The following is a 15,139-nucleotide window of genomic DNA, read 5'->3' on the forward strand; positions in this document are numbered from 1 at the left end:
CTCAAGACAGATCGCGCAACACGGCCGGCATCAAGTCCGGGATATCCTCGGCGATGAGGCCCGGCCCGTGGCGCAAACCGGCATCGCCGTGGAGCCAGACGGCGGCGCAAGCCGCCTCGAACGGTGCCAGGCCCTGCGCCAGCAGCCCGCAGATCAGCCCGCCGAGCACGTCGCCCGAGCCGGCCGTGCCGAGATGGGGCGAGCCGTGATCGTTGATCGCGATCCGGCCGTCGGGGGCGGCGACGACCGTGTCGGCGCCCTTCAGCACCACCACCGAGCCGGCGAGCCGGGCCGCCCGCGCCGCGCGCTCGGGCTTGGCCAAGCCCTCGGCGACGGCGTCCGTGCCGGAGAACAGGCGGGCGAACTCGCCCTCATGCGGGGTCAGCACGGCCTGCGCCTCGCCGTCGCGGATGTGACGCGCGAGGGTCCGCACCTCGCTGCGAAAGCTCGTCAGGGCGTCGGCGTCGAGCACCAGGGCTCGGCCGGCGGCGGCCGCGACGGCCACGAACTCGCAGGTGGCCGGGCCGGTGCCGAGGCCGGGACCGAGCAGCAGGGCGTTGAGGCGGTCGTCGACGAGGAGGTCGTCGAGGTCGTCGGCGGTCTCGCAGGGGCGCAGCATGATCGCGGTGAGCTGCGCGGCGTTCTCCGGCAATGCGGAGTTCGGCGAAGCGACGGTGACGAGGCCGGCACCGACCCGCAACGCCCCGCGGGCGGCGAGCCGGGCCGCCCCGGTCTTGTAGGCCGGGCCCGACAGGACGAGGGCGTGGCCGCGGGTGTATTTATGGCTTGCCGCCGACAGGATGGGCAGCGTCCAAAGCCCCGGCGCGTTCCGAAACAGGCTCGGCGCGCCCGCGAGCCCGTCGGCGAGCGCCGCGGGACCGGTGCCGATATCGGCGAGCGTGATCGCGCCGCACAGCGACCGGCCGGGCTGGAGCAGGTGGCCGGGCTTGAGCGCCACGAAGGTCACGGTCTCATGTGCCTTCACCGCCGCGCCACGGACTTGGCCGGTATCGCCGTCGAGGCCGCTCGGGACATCGACCGCCAGGACCGGGCGGCCGGACGCGTTCACCGCCTCGACCAGGGCGCGGGCCGCGCCGTCCAGATCCCGCGACAGGCCTGCGCCGAAGAGCGCGTCGACGATCAGGTCGCATTCGGGCAGCGGCGTCTTCGCTGGGGAGGTCGGGGCGGTCCACTCGGCGGCGGCGAGCGCCGCGTCGCCCGTCAATGCGGATCGGTCACCCAAAAGCTGCAGTTCGACCGCGCGACCCGCCTCCATAAGGAGGCGCGCGGCCACAAATCCGTCGCCACCGTTATTGCCCGGCCCGCATAGGATCAGAATCCTCTCCGCTCCGAGCGCGAGCACCCGCTCGGCCACCGCCGCGCCGGCTCGACCCATCAGCGCGAAGCCGGGCGTGCCCGCATCGATCGCCGCCGCATCGACCCGCCGCATCGCCTCGACGGTGAGCAGCCGCAGGGCCAACTTCGGGGTATGGGCCGGCTGATGCATCCGTGGCGCTCACTCTCTGCCTAAAGAATCATCGAAACCGACGCGATTGCCCGCATATTCCGCAGGCAATGCCTGCTTGATGCGCAACTTCGCCGGCCTGCCCTGCAAATCACCGTGGCGGTCGCGCGGCCGCGATGATAGACATGTCGTCAGCACAGACGACGCGCGCATCGGACCGAGCCGGGATGAAGAAGATCGAGGCGATCATCAAGCCGTTCAAGCTCGACGAGGTGAAGGAGGCGCTCCAAGAGGTCGGCCTCCAGGGCATCACCGTCATCGAGGCCAAGGGCTTCGGCCGGCAGAAGGGCCATACCGAGCTGTATCGCGGCGCGGAATACGTCGTGGACTTCCTGCCCAAGGTGAAGCTGGAGATCGTCCTGTCCGACGCTCTGGTCGAGGGCGCTGTCGAGGCGATCCGCAAGTCGGCCCAGACCGGCCGCATCGGCGACGGCAAGATCTTCGTCTCGACCATTGAGGAAGCGATCCGCATCCGCACCGGCGAGACCGGAACCGACGCGATCTGAGCGGGCGGCTTTTCCCACTTCTGACGACTTGGCGCGCTTCGTGAACGGGCGTTCGCGCGCTCTCTGAGGCGCGTGCCTCAGCGAGCGTGCCCGTGCCCGATCTCGATACCATCGTCAAAGAGATCGCCGACGAGATGCGGGCGCGGCCCGACCGCGGCGCGGTGGCGAGCTACATTCCCGAACTTGCCCGCGTCGATGCGGGGCAATTCGGCCTCGCGGTGATCGACCGCGAGGGGCGCGTCGCCGCCGGGGGCGAGGCCGACATCTCCTTCTCGATCCAGAGCATTTCCAAGGTCTTCACCCTCACGCTGGCGCTCGGCATGGTCGGCGACCGGCTGTGGCGCAAAGTCGGGCGCGAGCCCTCGGGCAGCCCGTTCAACTCCATCGTCCAGCTGGAGCGCGAGCAGGGCATCCCGCGCAATCCCTTCATCAATGCGGGCGCCATCGCGGTCACCGACGTGATCCTGTCGGGCCATCAGCCGCGGGAGGCGTTGGGCGAGATCCTGCGCTTCATGCAGTTCCTGGCGCAGGACAGCGGCATCGCCATCGACGAGACCGTGGCGGCCTCGGAGAAGCGCACGGGCTTCCGGAACGCGGCGCTCGCCAACTACATGCGCTCGTTCGGCGTGATCGAGAACCCCGTCGACTACACGCTCGGCGTCTACTTCCACCACTGCGCCATCGCCATGAGCTGCCGCCAGCTCGCCACCGCCGGGCTGTATCTCGCCTATTCCGGCCTTCATCCGCTGGCCGGCCACACGGTGATCTCGGCCGAGCGGGCTCGGCGCATCAACGCCATCATGCTGACCTGCGGCCATTACGACGGCTCCGGCGACTTCGCCTACCGGGTCGGCCTTCCCGGAAAGAGCGGCGTCGGCGGGGGGATTCTGGCGGTGGCGCCCGGAAAGGCCTCGATCTGCGTCTGGTCGCCGGGGCTGGACGCGGCCGGCAACTCGCATCTCGGGCGCATCGCCCTGGAGATGCTGGTGAAGCGCACCGGCTGGTCGATTTTCGGGGTGTGACGTGCATCCCCTCTTCTCGCACGTGGGGCGAGGGGGGCCTTCGCAGCGTATGGCGCATGGCAGACAAACAAAAACCGCCCCCGCTTTGCGGCGGGAGCGGCTGTCATCGGCCGTGAAAAGCTTCGGCCTCGAAGGCGCTTACGCGACGGCCTTCTCGGCAGCCTCGCCCGGGAGCGGGACCTCGGAGATCGTCTTCAGCACCTGCGAGGCGATCTGGTAGGGGTCGCCCATGGAGTTCGGGCGGCGGTCCTCAAGGTAGCCCTTGTAGTTGTTGTTCACGAAGGAGTGGGGCACGCGCACCGAGGCGCCGCGGTCGGCCACGCCGTAGGAGAACTTGTTCCACGGGGCGGTCTCGTGCTTGCCGGTCAGACGCATGTGGTTGTCCGGGCCGTAGACGGCGATGTGGTCGTCGAGGTTCTTCTCGAACTGGGCCATCATGGCCTCGAAGTAGTCCTTGCCGCCGGTCTCGCGCATGAACGTCGTCGAGAAGTTGCAATGCATACCGGAGCCGTTCCAGTCGGTGTCGCCGAGCGGCTTGCAATGGTACTCGATGTCGATGTCGTAGCTCTCGCACAGGCGCTGGAGCAGGTAGCGGGCCATCCACATCTCGTCGGCGGCCTTCTTGGAGCCCTTGCCGAAGATCTGGAATTCCCACTGGCCCTTGGCCACTTCGGCGTTGATGCCCTCGTGGTTGATGCCGGCGGCGAGGCAGAGGTCGAGATGCTCCTCGACGATCTTGCGGGCGATCGGACCGACGTTGGAGGCGCCGACGCCGCAATAGTACGGGCCCTGCGGGGCGGGGTAGCCGGTCTCGGGGAAGCCGAGCGGGCGGCCGTTCTTGTAGAGGAAGTACTCCTGCTCGAAGCCGAACCACGCGCCGGCATCGTCCAGCACGGTGGCGCGCTTGTTCGACGGGTGCGGGGTCTTGCCGTCGGGCATCATCACTTCGCACAGCACCAGCACGCCGTTGGTGCGGGCCGGATCGACGAAGTGGCGGATCGGCTTGAGCACGCAATCGGACGAGGAGCCCTCGGCCTGCAGGGTCGAGCTGCCGTCGAAGCCCCAGAGCGGGAGCTGCTCCAGGCTCGGGAAGCTGTCGAACTCCTTGATCTGCGTCTTGCCGCGCAGGTTCGGAACCGGGGTGTAGCCGTCGAGCCAGATATACTCGAGCTTGTACTTCGTCATTGCCTGTCTCTCGTTCCTGATCGACGAAACCCGTCTGACAGCCCCGAGTCCGGCGCCCTGTTCGCCCGAGCCTCGCCTGGACTTCGTCGCCGCGTCGCGGGCGCCGATCCCTCGGCGGGCCGGGGCTTTCGCCGGACCCTCGAAGCGTCCGGCTCAACCCGTTCGCTTCGGATCGGCCTCTAGCATGCACCGTGCCAATGTGTCGGCAAATGAGTCGAAGGTTCCTGCGTAAAAGCGTCGCCCTGATCGGACGGATCGGCACGTCCTTTTCCATGAAAGGCCCGCCGGGGCGGAGATTTTTGTCTCAGGACGGGTGGCGGCGGCCGAGCGCGGGCTTTATCGTCCGCGCCCGTCGGCCGGACCGGCCGGGGCGCGAGGAGGGATGCCCGCTTCAGGACCCGTGCCGCGCCAATCGCGCGCGGACCCGTCTGGGTCTTCGAGAGACGAGCCCCCTCCCCCCTTCGACGATCCGACGACCGGCCGGGATCAGCCCCGGCCCGGACGGCCCTCCCGGCCGCTTCCGCCTGACGAGACGACCCGAGGAGACGCACACGATGAAAACGGCCGCTGATGTGCTGAAGGCCATCAAGGACAACGACGTGAAATACGTCGACTTCCGCTTCACCGACCCGCGCGGGAAGTGGCAGCACGTGACCTTCGACGTCTCCCTCGTCGACGAGGAGATCTTCTCCGAGGGCACAATGTTCGACGGCTCCTCGATCGCCGGCTGGAAGGCGATCAACGAGTCCGACATGCTGCTGATGCCCGACCCGGTCACCGCCTGCATGGACCCGTTCTTCTCGGCGTCCACCATGTCGATCGTCTGCGACGTGCTCGAGCCCTCGACCGGCGAGCCCTATTCGCGCGATCCGCGCGGCACGGCGAAGCTCGCCGAGGCCTATCTGCGCTCGACCGGCATCGGCGACGACATCTTCGTCGGCCCCGAGGCCGAGTTCTTCGTGTTCGACGACGTGAAGTTCGGCGCCGACCCCTACCACACCGGCTTCCAGCTCGATTCCACGGAGCTGCCCACCAACGGCTTCACCGATTACGAGGGCGGCAACCTCGGCCACCGCATCCAGACCAAGGGCGGCTACTTCCCCGTGCCGCCGCAGGATTCGGCCCAGGACATGCGCGGCGAGATGCTGGCCGCCATGCAGTCGATGGGCGTCAAGGTCGAGAAGCACCACCACGAGGTGGCCTCCGCCCAGCACGAGCTCGGCATGAAGTTCGACACGCTGACGCTGCTCGCCGACCACATGCAGATCTACAAGTACTGCATCCACAACGTGGCGCAGAGCTACGGCAAGTCCGCGACCTTCATGCCCAAGCCCGTCTACGGCGACAACGGCTCCGGCATGCACGTCCACCAGTCGATCTGGAAGAACGGCAAGCCGCTGTTCGCCGGCGACAAGTACGCCGACCTCTCCCAGGAATGCCTGTGGTACATCGGCGGCATCATCAAGCACGCCAAGGCGCTCAACGCCTTCACCAACCCGTCCACCAACTCCTACAAGCGTCTGGTGCCGGGCTACGAGGCCCCCGTGCTGCTGGCCTACTCGGCCCGCAACCGCTCGGCCTCCTGCCGTATCCCGTGGACGACGAACCCGAAGGCCAAGCGCGTCGAGGTCCGCTTCCCCGATCCGATGGCCAACCCCTACCTCGCCTTCTCGGCGCTGCTGATGGCCGGCATCGACGGCATCCTCAACAAGATCGATCCGGGCCCGGCCATGGACAAGGATCTTTACGACCTGCCGCCGCGCGAGTTGAAGAAGATTCCGACCGTGTGCGGCTCGCTCCGTGAGGCGCTGCAGAACCTCGACAAGGACCGCGCCTTCCTCAAGGCCGGCGGCGTGTTCTCGGACGATCAGATCGACTCGTTCATCGAGCTGAAGATGACCGAGGTGCTGCGCTACGAGATGACCCCGCACCCGATCGAGTTCGTGCAGTACTACTCGCTGTAACCGACCTGCCGGCGTAGGCCGGCGTCCCGATACGGTCTCGCGAACGCCGCAGCCCCCGGGCTGCGGCGTTTTGCGTTTGCCGCACCGCTCGCTCGATCCGCCGCATTTCACGCAGGACGGGCATGCCGGGGCTTAATTTATTAGGAAATGTTAGTGTCAAGTCGTCGCGTTGCACGTGACGACCGCGAGACCGTGATGCTTGTTCCGAGGCTCCGCCGCCTCCTCGATCTCTATACCGTCCGGGAGAACGATCCCGTGCTGGCCGCGGCGCAGTTCCAGGCGCTCGCCCGGCAAGTCCTGATGCTCTACGTTGTCCTCGGCCTCAACGCGGTCGTGCTCGCCTACGCACATTACGGCTTGGCGCCCGATTGGATCGTCCTCGGCCCTCCGATTCTGTTGCTTCTCGGCATCGGAGGACGCTCGCTGGCCTGGATCCGCTTGGCCCGGCGCACGTCCCAGGAAAAGGAGGCCTTCGCTCAGTTGCGCTCGGTCAGCCTGTTCACCGTGATCGTTGGCGGTTTCGCCTCGTTCTGGTCGGCCATGCTGTACGGGTACGGTAACGACGCCAGCGACATGCACGTCATCTTCTTTCTCACCGTCACGGTGATGTTCTGCATGCAGTGTATCGCGCAGCTGCGCAGTGCTGCCTATATTCTGGCGACGATCGCCGTGTGCTTCTGTATCTACTTCTTCATGATCGGTGAGCCGCTGGTGCGGGTGTCGATCGTCAACTACTTCCTCGTGTTGATCGGCTCGATGGTGATGCAAAATTTCGCCTACCGCGATTTCTGCCGCTTGGTCGACCTCACCGAGGAGAACAGCCGCCTCGCCCTGACCGATGCGCTGACCGGCCTGCCGAACCGCCGCGCCTTCGTGGCGCGGCTGGAGGAGGCCGTCACCCACGCGACCGTCACGGGCGGACGTTTCGGTGTCGGCCTGATCGATCTCGACGGCTTCAAGCCCGTCAACGACAGTCTCGGGCACGGGGCCGGCGACGCCGTTCTGCGAGAGGTGGCCCGGCGCCTGGAGGGGGCCGGGCTGGGCTGGGCGGCCCGGCTCGGCGGCGACGAGTTCGGGCTCATCGTTGCGGAGGAGACGGATCTCGACGCCGTCGGCCGCCGCATCTGCGCCCTGCTGGGCCAGCCCTACCTGCTGCGGGAGGGCCCGGCCCAGATCGGCGCCTCGGTCGGCTTCGCCCGCTTCCCCGAGGCGGCGGCGAGCGCCGAGACCCTGGTCGACCGGGCCGACTTCGCCCTCTACCACGCCAAATCCTGCCGCCGCGGCGCGGCGGTGTGCTTCGCGCCCGAGCACGAGGCGGTGCTGCGCCGCGATGCCGCGATCGAGCAGGCGCTGCGGCGGGCGGACCTCGCGGTGGAGTTCCGCCTGCTCTACCAGCCGATCGTGGACGCGGTGAGCGGGCGCGTCGAGGCCTACGAGGCACTGGCGCGCTGGCAGAGCCCGACGCTCGGATTCGTGTCGCCCGCCGAGTTCATCCCCGTGGCCGAGCGCAGCCGACTGATCCGCGATCTCAGCCGCGTCCTGCTGGGTCAGGCGCTCGACACGATGCGGGACTGGCCGGCGGAGCGCCGGCTCTCCTTCAACCTGTCGGCCCACGACATCGCCGCACCCGAGAGCGTCGATCATCTCGCCGCGATGGTGGTGGCGAGCGGAATCGATCCGCGCCGGATCGTCTTCGAGGTGACCGAAAGCGGTCTCATGCGCGATCTCGGCGACGCCACGCGCGCCCTGACCTCGCTCAGGGCGCTGGGCGTGGGCATCGCCCTGGACGATTTCGGCACCGGCTACTCGAGCCTCAGCTACCTGCAACGTCTGCCCGTCGATCGGCTCAAGATCGACCGCAGCTTCGTCATCCGCTGCGCCGAGGACGAGACCTCGCTCAACATCGTCCGCTCGATCCTCGATCTCTGCCGCCACCTCACCCTCGACTGTGTGGTCGAAGGCGTCGAGACCGCCGACCAGTTGCTGCTTCTGCGCTCGGTCGGCTGCCGTGCGATGCAGGGCTACCTCTTCCACAAGCCGATGCCGGCCGCTGCGATTCCGGCCTTCGAGGCCGCGCCGCCCCTTTGGGCCCTGCCGCGTGGGTCTCGCGCCGCGGCCGCGGCCTGACCGGGACGGAGCCGGCGGATTGGGGTAGGCTCCGGGCCCGCCTTCGAGCCAGCGAGGCTTCCATGTCCCTGACCGTCCCGGTGATCCTCGGCTCCGTACGCTCGGACCGGCAAGGCATCCGCGCCGCCCGCTTCCTCGTGGCCGAGCTGGAGGCGCGCGGCCACGCGGCGCCGCTGGTCGATCCGGCCGAGCTGAAGCTCCCCCTCCTCGACCGGATGTACAAGGAATATCCGTCCGGAGAGGCCCCCGAGCCGCTGGAGTGTCTGGCCGCGATCTACCGCCGCGCCGACGCCTTCGTGGTCGTCTCGGCCGAGTACAACCATTCGATCCCGCCGGCCCTGTCCAACACCCTCGACCACTTTCTGGAAGAGTATTTCTGGCGCCCGTCCGCGATCTGCTGCTACTCGGCCGGGCAATACGGCGGGGTGCGCGCCGCGATGCAGCTGCGGGCGATGCTGGCCGAACTCGGCGCGCCGAGCATTCCCTCGCTGTTGCCGATCCCGCGCATCCAGAAGGCCCTGAGCGAGGCGGGCGAGCCGGCCGAGGACTGGCTGCGCAAGGCGGCCGGCAAGTTCCTCGACGAACTGACGTGGTACGCCGAGGCTCTTCGGGCCAAGCGTGCCACCGGCACACCGTATTGATCGGCGGGATCTGGCTGCTCCGGCGTTTCTCCTGAAACCGAAACGGGCCTCGCGCGATTGTCGGCCGAAGACAAACGACGGAGGCATCCTTGTCCGCCAACGATTTCACCCACCGCGTCGGCCACGACGTAGACAGCGTCGATCAGGTCAGCAGCGTCGTCCTGCTCGGGCTCGCGGTCGCCGGCGGCATCGCCGCGGTGCTGCTCGATCTTCTGCTGATCGGCTGACGCGCCCGCGAGAGCCCCGCCGCGCCCGAACCGGCGCGGCGGACGGCGATGCGACGGCCTTCCGATCGTCGGACCGGTGGTAGGCTTTCGTTAACCATCTCCGTGCAAGCTGCATCCTCGGTTGCAGATCCGCACCCCGCGGTGACGAAACCTTCATCCTCGCTTCGGTCCACCATGGCACAGCTCGCGACCGACTACGCCGCCGACACCCTGACCCAGGCGTCTCTGCCGAACCTCAGTGGCGAGACGCGCAACCGGCTCGGCCACGCCCTGCGCGAAGCCTATGTCGAGCCCTGCGAAACGCTTCCGATCACGGACGCGCAGGTCGAATTGCTGCTGCGCCTGCGGCAGAAGGAGCGGGACCGGCGCCGCGGCGCCTGATCGGGATTTCCGACAGCGAGCGGACGAGCCTGCGGCGGCCCCCGCGGGACCCGTTCCTACTGCCAGCGCCGAGCCTTCGGCTGGTTGCGGCGAATCTCGGCCGCGCGGATCAGCGTCAGAACCCGGTCGAGATCCTTGAGAAGCTGGCCCTCCCGGTCACGGGCCGCTTCCGCGTCGGCCTCGCCGCCGAATTGCTGCTGTTGCTGCGCCAGCGTCAGCGCCCGCTCCAGCGCGTCGCGTTCGGCGTGGAGCGCACGGTAAGCCGCCTCCTGCGGATCGACCGCCTCGACCGTTTCTCCGCCTTGCGGATCGTTCGGCGTCGGATCGCTCCGCCGATCGTTGCCGCGGGATGGCTCCGCCACGCTGTCTCCTCCTCCGGTCTCGACCGCCCTCGGGCGCGGCGCCCGCGACCGGGCCGGAGCGCCCCGACCGATCCCAACGTCCGAAAGCGGCCAACCGGTCCCATCCGCAGCGAAAATCGGCCTGACACGGCGCGCGCGCGCCGCTGTCATGTCCCCGTCATGTGGCCGTCATAGAGGCGGCGCGTCGGCCGGATAGGGCTGCCCCGTCGCGGCGGGAGGCCGGTCTACCCGAGACCGAGCCGAGACGGTCCCGACCGGCGGCAGCGCCCGACACGTTACGGAGATGCTCGTGAAACCCTTCGCTTACGCCCTGGCCGTCGGCCTCGCGGCCGCCCAGCTCGCGACCGCGGCGCTCGCCGCCGACATCACCGGCGCCGGCGCCACCTTCCCCTTCCCGGTCTACTCGAAGTGGGCCGAGGCCTACCGCAAGGAGAGCGGCAACGGCCTGAACTACCAGTCGATCGGTTCCGGCGGCGGCATCAAGCAGATCCAGGCCAAGACCGTCGATTTCGGCGCCACCGACGCCCCGCTGAAGCCCGCCCAGCTGGAAAAGGACGGCCTCGTCCAGTTTCCGACCGTCATGGGCGGCGTCGTCACGGTGGTGAACATCGCGGGCCTCGAGCCGGGCAAGCTCAAGCTGACCGGTGAGATCGTCGCCGACATCTACGCGGGCAAGATCCAGAAGTGGTCGGACCCGAAGATCGTCAAGCTGAACGAGGGCCTCAAGCTGCCTGAGGCCAACATCACCCCGATCTACCGCTCGGATGCCTCCGGCACGACCAACATCTTCACCACCTACCTCTCGGGCGTTTCCGAGAGCTGGAAGAAGGAGTTCGGCGCCGCCACGACGATCAGCTGGCCGGTGGGCCAGGGCGGCAAGGGCAACGAGGGCGTGACCGCCACCGTCAAGCAGGTCCCGAACGCCATCGGCTACGTCGAGTCGGCCTATGCCAAGCAGAACAAGCTCGCCTACGCCCTGATTCAGAACAAGGCCGGCAACTTCCCGCAGCCCGACGACAAGGCGTTCCAGGCCGCCGCCGCCAGCGCCGACTGGAAGGCGACCCCCGGCTTCGGCATCGCGCTGACGAACCAGGCCGGCGCTGATGCGTGGCCGATCACGGCCGCGACCTTCATCCTCGTCCACAAGGACCCCGCCGACGCCGCCAAGACGGCCGACGTGCTGAAGTTCTTCGACTGGGCCTACAAGAACGGCGACAAGCTCGCGACCGAGCTCGACTACGTGCCGCTGCCCGACAACGTGGTCGGTCTGATCCACGAGGAGTGGCAGTCGATCAAGAAGGACGGCAAGCCGGTCTTCGCCGGCAAGTAAGGCGTACGGGCCTCTCCCCCTCGGGAGGGGCCCTTTTCCTGCGGCCTGCTCGCCTCGCGCCCGCGACCGCGCTACACGCCCCGCACTCGATGAGCATTCGCGGATGACCGCCTTGACCCAATCCGTCGCCCTGGCCCGTGAGAGCGGCGTGGCCACCCGCACCGCCCCGAGCAAGACGGGAGACCGCCTGTTCCAGGGGCTGTCCTACGCCTCGGCGCTCCTCGTGCTGCTCGTGCTCGCGGGCATCCTCGGCTCCATCGTCTACGGGGCGTGGCCGGCCTTCGCCGAATTCGGCTTCGGCTTCCTGACCTCCTCGGCCTGGAACATCGGCACCGAGCAGTACGGCGCCCTGCCCGCCGTCATCGGCACGGTGGCCGCGGCGCTGCTGGCCCTCGTCATCGGCGTGCCGATCTCTCTCGGCATCGCGATCTACCTGACGCAGCTCTGTCCCGGCTGGGCCCGCAAGCCCGTCGCCATGACGATCGAGCTGCTCGCCTCGGTGCCGAGCATCATCTACGGCATGTGGGGCCTGTTCGTGTTCGCGCCCCTCTTCGCCCGCTTCGTGCAGGTGCCGGTCTCCAACGTCGTCGAGGGCATGCCGATCCTCGGCACCATCCTCTATGCCCGCATCCCCTCGGGCGTCGGCGTGCTCACCGCGGGCATCATCTTGGCCATCATGATCGTGCCCTTCGTGGCCTCGATCACCCGCGACATGCTCGACCAGATCCCGACCGTGCTGCGCGAGAGCGCCTACGGCATCGGCTGCACCACCTGGGAGGTCGTGCGCCATGTCCTCGTGCCGCAGGCCTCCGTCTCGATCATCGGCGCGATCATGCTGGGCCTCGGCCGGGCGCTCGGCGAGACCATGGCGGTCACCTTCGTGATCGGCAACGCCAACCGGCTCTCCGCCTCGATCTTCGACCCGGGTTCGACCATCGCCTCGCGCATCGCCAACGAGTTCAACGAGGCCGACGGCCTGCAGCTCTCCTCGCTGATGGCGCTCGGCTGCTTGCTCTTCATCATTACCTTCTTCGTGCTGATCATCGCGCGCCTGCTGGTGCGGCGCGCCAAGGTCGCCTGAGCCAACCGGGACGAGCGCCGACCATGGACGCCACCAACCCCATCGCGACCGCCGGGCACGCGCCCCGCGCCAGCCGCGTCCGCTCCAGCCGCCGGGTCGCAGACCGCATCCTGATCCTGGCGAGCACGCTCGCCACCCTGATCGGCATCGTCGTCCTCGGCTCGATCCTGCTGATGCTGATCGTCGAGGGCCTGAAGGGCATCACGCCGACGCTGCTCACGGCGCCGACCCCCGGCCCCGGCTCGGAAGGCGGCGGCATCGCCAACGCCATCCTGGGCAGCCTCGTGATGACCTTCATCGGCATCGTCATCGCCACGCCGATCGGGCTGATGGCCGGCACCTTCCTGGCCGAATACGGCAAAACCTCGAAGATCGCCGACGTCATCCGCTTCCTCAACGACGTGCTGCTCTCGGCGCCCTCGATCCTGATCGGTCTGTTCGTCTACACCCTGATGGTGCGGCCGATGGGGACCTATTCGGGCTGGGCCGGCGCCGTGGCCCTCGCCATCATCGCCGTGCCGGTCATCGTGCGCACCACCGAGGACATGCTGCGCCTCGTGCCGAGCCCGATGCGCGAGGCCGGCGCCGCGCTCGGCGCCCCCCGCTCCCTGGTGATCCGCGCGATCACCTGGCGGGCGGCTTCTGCCGGCATCGTCACCGGCATCATCCTGGCGCTGGCCCGCATCGCCGGCGAGACCGCCCCGCTGCTGTTCACCGCGCTCAACAACAATTCGTGGTTCAACGCCAACCTGCTCGGGGGCGTGCCGAACCTGCCGGTGATGATCTACCAGTTCGCGCTCTCGCCCTACCCCAACTGGCAGAGCCTCGCCTGGGCCGGCGCACTCCTCATCACCGTCACCATCCTGGCCCTCTCCGTGACGGCCCGCTTCGTGATCAAGGAACAGCGGCAGCGCTGATCCACGCGCTCCGCGTCCCGACCTCCTACCCGACGAGAGACCTCCGATGAGCGCCTCCCCCGCGATCCGCAGCCAGCTCGACGGCCGCAACCCGGCCGACCACGCCGCGCCCGTGCGCATCGCCGTCAAGGATCTGAACTTCTACTACGGTCAGTTCCACGGCCTGAAGAACATCAACCTCGACTTCCGCGACCGGCAGGTGACCGCGCTGATCGGCCCCTCGGGTTGCGGAAAGTCGACCCTGCTGCGCACCTTCAACCGGATCTACAGCCTCTATCCGGAGCAGCGCGCGGAAGGGCAGATCCTGCTCGACGGGCAGAACGTGCTCGACCCCAAGATCGACCTCAACGAGCTGCGCTCGCGGGTCGGCATGGTGTTCCAGAAGCCGACGCCCTTTCCGATGTCGATCTACGACAACGTCGCCTTCGGCCTGCGCCTCTACGAGAAGCTGCCCAAGGCCGAGCTCGACGTCCGCGTCGAGGAATCCTTGCGCAAGGCAGCCCTGTGGGACGAGGTGAAGGACAAGCTCAAGCAGTCCGGCATGGGCCTGTCCGGCGGTCAGCAGCAGCGCCTGTGCATCGCCCGCACCGTGGCCCAGCGCCCGGAGGTGATCCTGTTCGACGAGCCGACCTCGGCGCTCGATCCGATCTCGACGGGCCGCATCGAGGAGCTGATCGAGCAACTCCGCTCGGAGTTCACGATCGTCATCGTGACGCACAACATGCAGCAGGCCGCCCGCATCTCGCAATTCACGGCGTTCATGTATCTCGGCGAGTTGATCGAGTTCGATGCGACCTCGAAGATCTTCATGAACCCGGCCAAGCGCCAGACCCAAGACTACATCACCGGCCGCTTCGGCTGACCGGATCGTCCGCTCAACCGATCGACCAGGCGACGGGTGGCGACGCCCGACCGGAGAGTCCGAAGATGTCCGAACATATCGTCTCGTCCTACGACAACGATCTCGAGAACCTGCGCCGCTCCATCGCCGAGATGGGCGGCGTCGCCGAGAAGATGCTCGCGGAGGCCACCGAGGCCCTGGTCCGGCGCGACACCACCCTGGCCCAGGCCGTGATCGTCGCCGACAAGCGCCTCGACGTGCTCCAGCGCGAGATCGAGGAGCGCTCCGTGCTGCTCATCGCCCGCCGCCAGCCGCTGGCCATCGACCTGCGCGAGACCATCTCGGGCATCCGCGTCGCGGGCGATCTCGAACGGATCGGCGATCTGGCCAAGAACATCGCCAAGCGGGTCGTCGCGATCAGCGATCAGGCCCAGCCGCAGAAGATCGTGCTCGGCGTGCAGCACATGAGCGACCTCGTGCAGGAGCAGCTCAAGGACGTGCTCGACGCCTATGCCAGCCGCGACACCGCCGCCGCCCACGACGTGTGGGAGCGGGACGGGGCCATCGACGCGCTCTACAACTCGCTGTTCCGCGAACTCCTGACCTACATGATGGAAGATCCGCGCAATATCTCGTTCTGCACGCATCTCCTGTTCTGCGCCAAGAACGTCGAGCGCATCGGCGACCACACCACCAACGTCGCCGAGACGATCCACTACCTCGCCACCGGCGAGGCGCCTGCGGGGGAGCGGCCGAAAAACGATGCCTCGAACTACGCGACCGTCCTGCCGGGCGCCTGAGGCATTGCGGGGGGCGTGACCTTCATGGTCGTCGCGCGGGCCGGGTGTCGGTGCGCGAGGATCGACGTCATGCCAATCGGCGATGATCCCGATTCATCGCCGATTGCCCCCGCGACGGCGGGGCGGCGGGCGTCCGCCGGATGCACGGAACAGGACCCTCGGTCCTATTCCGGGCCGCTTGGTATAAGACGCTCTTTGCCGGGTACATGCACGCGCCGGGACTGGATTCC

15 protein-coding genes are annotated in these 15,139 nt (G+C 68.1%); 12 read left to right on the plus strand and 3 right to left on the minus strand.

Annotated elements, in window-relative coordinates:
• Position 1: 1 nt before the first annotated feature.
• Positions 2 to 1,507: an NAD(P)H-hydrate dehydratase gene (locus BM140_RS17670; protein ID WP_091949359.1), complete on the minus strand. Its 1,506-nt coding sequence runs from the start codon at positions 1,505 to 1,507 to the stop codon at positions 2 to 4.
• A 185-nt stretch (positions 1,508 to 1,692) separates the two neighbouring features.
• Here BM140_RS17670 and BM140_RS17675 point away from each other — a divergent pair, with 185 nt between their 5' ends.
• Together BM140_RS17675 and BM140_RS17680 are read left to right on the plus strand one after the other, a co-directional pair.
• Positions 1,693 to 2,031, plus strand: coding sequence for a P-II family nitrogen regulator (locus BM140_RS17675; protein WP_003600526.1), 339 nt, complete (start codon positions 1,693 to 1,695; stop codon positions 2,029 to 2,031).
• Positions 2,032 to 2,123: 92 nt separating this feature from the next.
• Positions 2,124 to 3,053 carry a glutaminase gene (locus BM140_RS17680; protein WP_091949362.1) on the plus strand — a complete coding sequence of 310 codons (930 nt, stop codon included), beginning with the start codon at positions 2,124 to 2,126 and terminating at the stop codon, positions 3,051 to 3,053.
• Positions 3,054 to 3,191: 138 nt separating this feature from the next.
• On the opposite strand, the gene BM140_RS17685 is transcribed toward BM140_RS17680, so the two are convergent.
• A complete protein-coding gene (locus BM140_RS17685; RefSeq protein WP_091949365.1) occupies positions 3,192 to 4,238 on the minus strand; it encodes a glutamine synthetase beta-grasp domain-containing protein in 1,047 nt (348 codons plus the stop codon).
• A 554-nt stretch (positions 4,239 to 4,792) separates the two neighbouring features.
• On the opposite strand from BM140_RS17685, the gene glnA reads away from it, so the two are divergent.
• The 5 genes from glnA (at position 4,793) to BM140_RS17705 (ending at position 9,578) form a co-directional block, all read left to right on the plus strand.
• On the plus strand, positions 4,793 to 6,202 hold the full coding sequence (gene glnA, locus BM140_RS17690; protein WP_091949368.1) for a type I glutamate--ammonia ligase: 1,410 nt from the start codon (positions 4,793 to 4,795) through the stop codon (positions 6,200 to 6,202).
• A gap of 195 nt (positions 6,203 to 6,397) precedes the next feature.
• Positions 6,398 to 8,329, plus strand: a complete 1,932-nt coding sequence (locus BM140_RS17695) for a putative bifunctional diguanylate cyclase/phosphodiesterase (protein ID WP_165616488.1) — start codon at positions 6,398 to 6,400, stop codon at positions 8,327 to 8,329.
• Between the two features lie 62 nt (positions 8,330 to 8,391).
• The gene (locus tag BM140_RS17700; protein ID WP_091949374.1) at positions 8,392 to 8,970 is read left to right on the plus strand and encodes an NADPH-dependent FMN reductase; all 579 of its coding nucleotides are present in this window, start codon (positions 8,392 to 8,394) and stop codon (positions 8,968 to 8,970) included.
• Between the two features lie 89 nt (positions 8,971 to 9,059).
• Complete coding sequence (locus BM140_RS25935; protein WP_165616489.1) at positions 9,060 to 9,197, plus strand: hypothetical protein; 138 nt, start codon at positions 9,060 to 9,062, stop codon at positions 9,195 to 9,197.
• Between the two features lie 174 nt (positions 9,198 to 9,371).
• Entirely contained in the window at positions 9,372 to 9,578 is a 207-nt protein-coding gene (locus tag BM140_RS17705; RefSeq protein ID WP_091949377.1) for a hypothetical protein, read from the plus strand.
• A gap of 56 nt (positions 9,579 to 9,634) precedes the next feature.
• Here the strand turns inward: BM140_RS17705 and BM140_RS17710 are convergent, their stop codons facing one another.
• On the minus strand, positions 9,635 to 9,940 hold the full coding sequence (locus BM140_RS17710; protein WP_091949380.1) for a hypothetical protein: 306 nt from the start codon (positions 9,938 to 9,940) through the stop codon (positions 9,635 to 9,637).
• A gap of 289 nt (positions 9,941 to 10,229) precedes the next feature.
• Here BM140_RS17710 and pstS point away from each other — a divergent pair, with 289 nt between their 5' ends.
• The 5 genes from pstS (at position 10,230) to phoU (ending at position 14,909) form a co-directional block, all read left to right on the plus strand.
• Positions 10,230 to 11,270, plus strand: a complete 1,041-nt coding sequence (gene pstS, locus BM140_RS17715; RefSeq protein WP_091949509.1) for a phosphate ABC transporter substrate-binding protein PstS — start codon at positions 10,230 to 10,232, stop codon at positions 11,268 to 11,270.
• A gap of 103 nt (positions 11,271 to 11,373) precedes the next feature.
• Positions 11,374 to 12,351, plus strand: coding sequence for a phosphate ABC transporter permease subunit PstC (pstC, locus tag BM140_RS17720; protein WP_091949383.1), 978 nt, complete (start codon positions 11,374 to 11,376; stop codon positions 12,349 to 12,351).
• A gap of 23 nt (positions 12,352 to 12,374) precedes the next feature.
• Positions 12,375 to 13,268, plus strand: a complete 894-nt coding sequence (gene pstA, locus BM140_RS17725) for a phosphate ABC transporter permease PstA (RefSeq protein WP_091949386.1) — start codon at positions 12,375 to 12,377, stop codon at positions 13,266 to 13,268.
• A 46-nt stretch (positions 13,269 to 13,314) separates the two neighbouring features.
• The gene (gene pstB, locus BM140_RS17730; RefSeq protein WP_091949389.1) at positions 13,315 to 14,130 is read left to right on the plus strand and encodes a phosphate ABC transporter ATP-binding protein PstB; all 816 of its coding nucleotides are present in this window, start codon (positions 13,315 to 13,317) and stop codon (positions 14,128 to 14,130) included.
• A gap of 65 nt (positions 14,131 to 14,195) precedes the next feature.
• Positions 14,196 to 14,909: a phosphate signaling complex protein PhoU gene (phoU, locus tag BM140_RS17735; RefSeq protein ID WP_091949392.1), complete on the plus strand. Its 714-nt coding sequence runs from the start codon at positions 14,196 to 14,198 to the stop codon at positions 14,907 to 14,909.
• Positions 14,910 to 15,139: the final 230 nt, after the last annotated feature.

Source organism: Methylorubrum salsuginis (assembly GCF_900114375.1).
Lineage (GTDB): Bacteria > Pseudomonadota > Alphaproteobacteria > Rhizobiales > Beijerinckiaceae > Methylobacterium > Methylobacterium salsuginis.